Source organism: Lentibacillus sp. (genome assembly GCF_035301925.1).
GTDB lineage: Bacteria > Bacillota > Bacilli > Bacillales > Amphibacillaceae > Lentibacillus.
The window spans coordinates 1-3,130 of sequence record NZ_DATGTI010000073.1 but is presented as its reverse complement, the minus strand read 5'-3'; the positions used below and the strand labels follow the sequence as shown (position 1 = coordinate 3,130).

General features: G+C 39.9%; 4 protein-coding genes. All 4 read left to right on the top strand.

The window, feature by feature from the left end:
• Positions 1-196 (top strand): ROK family protein (locus VK080_RS06465; RefSeq protein WP_324223954.1); only part of this gene is annotated, 196 nt, incomplete at its 5' end.
• Positions 197-221: 25 nt separating this feature from the next.
• Complete coding sequence (locus tag VK080_RS06460; protein ID WP_324223953.1) at positions 222-1,301, top strand: extracellular solute-binding protein; 1,080 nt, start codon at positions 222-224, stop codon at positions 1,299-1,301.
• A gap of 122 nt (positions 1,302-1,423) precedes the next feature.
• Positions 1,424-2,155, top strand: a complete 732-nt coding sequence (locus VK080_RS06455) for a creatininase family protein (RefSeq protein WP_324223952.1) — start codon at positions 1,424-1,426, stop codon at positions 2,153-2,155.
• A 260-nt stretch (positions 2,156-2,415) separates the two neighbouring features.
• On the top strand, positions 2,416-3,130 hold a 715-nt coding region (locus tag VK080_RS06450), incomplete at its 3' end, for an ABC transporter ATP-binding protein (protein ID WP_324223951.1).

Sequence of the window (3,130 nt, the reverse complement as noted above, 5' to 3'; positions counted from 1 at the left end):
AGACCCTCAAGCCGTAATTATTTCAGGAGAACTGACAAATATGGATCAATCGTCCTTTAATCACTATAAACAGACAATTGAAAAATTTGTACCGAAAATGCCTGAGATAAAAGTAACTGAGCTAGGTTCTAAAGCTGGTTTGTATGGGGCGGTTTATTTAGCGTTAGAAAACTTCTCCACATCGGCTTTAAAATAATTTATTTCTAAGAGGGAGGATTATTATGGGAAGTAAAAAGACGTGGCTCTTCATATTTTTAATTGCTATTTCTCTAATGTTGCTGGCGGCTTGTGGCGATGATCAAGGTTCTAGCGATGGAGATAGTGAAGGAGGAAGTGAGAACAGTGAGGGAGGAAGCGGGGATCTGGTTATATATACAGCAAGAGATCAAACCGTTGTTGATGAAGTGATTCCATTATTTGAGGAAGAGTATCCGGATATCAATGTGGAAGTGTTAACAATGGGTGCACAACAGATACTTGAACGTGTGCGCGGTGAAAAAACAAATCCACAGGCTGACTTTTGGTGGGGCGGAACACAATCTGCTTTTGATACTGCTGTTGAAGAAGACCTGCTGCAACCTTATGAACCAGATTTCGCAGATGCCATACCGGAAGAGTACAAAGATCCTGAAGGCCATTGGTACGGAGAAATTATTTTACCCGAAGTCATCATGTATAACACAGATGTACTTTCAAAAAATGAGGCGCCACAGGACTGGGATGATTTACTTGATCCAAAATGGGAAGATGAAATAATTATCCGTGGAGTATTGCCGTCCGGAACAATGAGAACGATTTATTCAGCAATGATTTATCGTCAGGACCCCGAGGATCCTGAGGCGGGTTACGAGTGGTTAAGTAAACTTGATGCAAACACAAAGGATTATGCACAAGATCCAACTAATTTGTATTTGAAATTAGCTCGCCAGGAAGGAACAGTTTCATTATGGAACCTTCAGGACATATTGCTGCAGAAGGAACAGCATAATCAGCCGTTTGGTTATGTCATGCCTGAAAGCGGTGCTCCGATTTTGGTAGATGGTGTTGGTGTTATAAAAGATGCACAAAACGCGGAAAATGCCGAACTATTCTCTGAATTCCTATTTTCACCGGGTATCAGATCAAAATTATCAGAAGATTTTTTCCAAATTCCAACTCGCTCTGACTTAGAAGATGAGCAGCAGCCGGATTGGCTAAAAGATCTTGAAATGAATCAAATGGATTTGGACTGGCAGATCATGGCTGAGAATGAAATGGAATGGATGGAACACTGGGATCAAAATATTAAAAATTCCAACTAGGATTTATTAAGTTGAATTAACAGGAACAGGGTGGACGCTTCATCCTGTTCTATCTCTGATAGTCTTTTTTTTGGAAAAGATTAGGCGGAAGTTTGATCAGTCGAAGTACAGGAGTGATAACGGTGAAAGCTACAGATATACATGGAAGAGAATTAAACGAGCTTTCTGATGCCAAATTTGCTGTATTGCCTTTGGGCAGTTTTGAATATCATGGGCCACATTCTCCGTTGGGAACGGACATTTTTTTAGCGGATGGGTTTGGAAATAAAATTGATCGAGAACTCGGCGGCGTCGTTTTTCCTACTGTACCATATACAGCTTGTCCAGGGAAAACCAATAAATATAAAGGTACCATTACTATTCGGCCTTCTATCATTCAAGAATATTTGATAGATATAGTCGAGGGGATTGTAAACCAAGGTATAGAGCGGATTGTGCTTTTAAACGCTCATGATGGAAATATGGGGATATCACGGGCTGTTGCTGAATATGTCACAGGTAAACATAATAGTACTAGTTTTTTATTAATTAACTGGTGGCAAATGGTTGAAATCGATAAAGCAGAGGAACTGGGTATGGTCGACACAAAGGGAAGAGGTCATGGCGGACCATACGAGATGTCAGCAACTAAAGCATTTCAACCTCACCTCGTCCATGTTAAGGAAGGTGATACAGAGTTTTCTGATGTAGAAAAACTCTCTTCTTACCCATATATTCTTGTTGAAGGTACGCCGGAATCCTGGGATGGGTACACAGGGTTAATTCAACAAACCTCACTCGAAATGGGCCAAAAAATTGTTGATGAAGCAACCTGCAATCTAAATAAGCTGATTGAAAATTGGATAAGAAAATAATTCAAGTGTGATCAGGGGAAAATCATTCACTTCGAAATCAATTATTGAAGGAGTGACTTTTCGGTTCTGGAACCTGTACAACAAGTTTAGACAACTTTAATAAAGCATAAAGTAGGTTCATTTAATGATACTGGTTGAGGGAGAACGTGTTGGAATTTGACCCACTTAAATATTTGTAAGAACATAGGGAGAAAAAAATCAGCCTGGAACTGTAAGGTGATGAACATCATCCTACTTTGTGAAAAAGAAAGGTGAAGGTTATGAAAAGTGTCAGACTAGAACATATTACTAAAATGTTTGGGAAAGCCAGAGGCGTTGAGGATATCAACATTGATATAAAAAGCGGAGAATTCTTCACATTTCTGGGCCCAAGCGGATGCGGCAAAACGACAACTTTAAGAATGATAGCCGGGTTTTACTTTCCTACAAGCGGTAAGATAGCCTTTGACAACGAAGATATTACGACGGTAAAACCGAACAAACGAAACATTGGAATGGTTTTTCAGAACTATGCACTATTCCCGCATATGACTGTTTTTGAAAATATTGCGTTTGGACTGCAGGTAAGGAAACTTTCAAAAAGTGTTATAAAAGAAAAAGTAGAAAAAGCGCAAGAATTTGTTCGGTTAGTGGGCTACGGTAATAGAAAGATAACGGAATTATCCGGTGGTCAGCAGCAACGTGTTGCACTCGCCAGGGCGCTTGTAATTGAACCGGATATCTTATTGTTGGACGAACCATTGTCCAACTTAGATGCAAAATTACGTGAAGAAACACGGGTCGAGATTAAGCGGCTACAAGTTGAACTAGGGATTACCACGGTATATGTAACACATGATCAACATGAAGCAATGGCAATGTCCGACAGAATCATGGTCATGAGTGAAGGTGAAGTCCAACAAATCGGAACACCTCAAGAGATTTATAACAAACCTGACAATCGTTTTGTTGCATCGTTTATCGGTGAAACCAATA

Coding starts and splice junctions, on each gene's coding strand:
- VK080_RS06460 (WP_324223953.1), top strand. CDS start 222: ATGGGAAGTAAAAAGACGTGGCTCTTCATATTTTTAATTGCTATTTCT.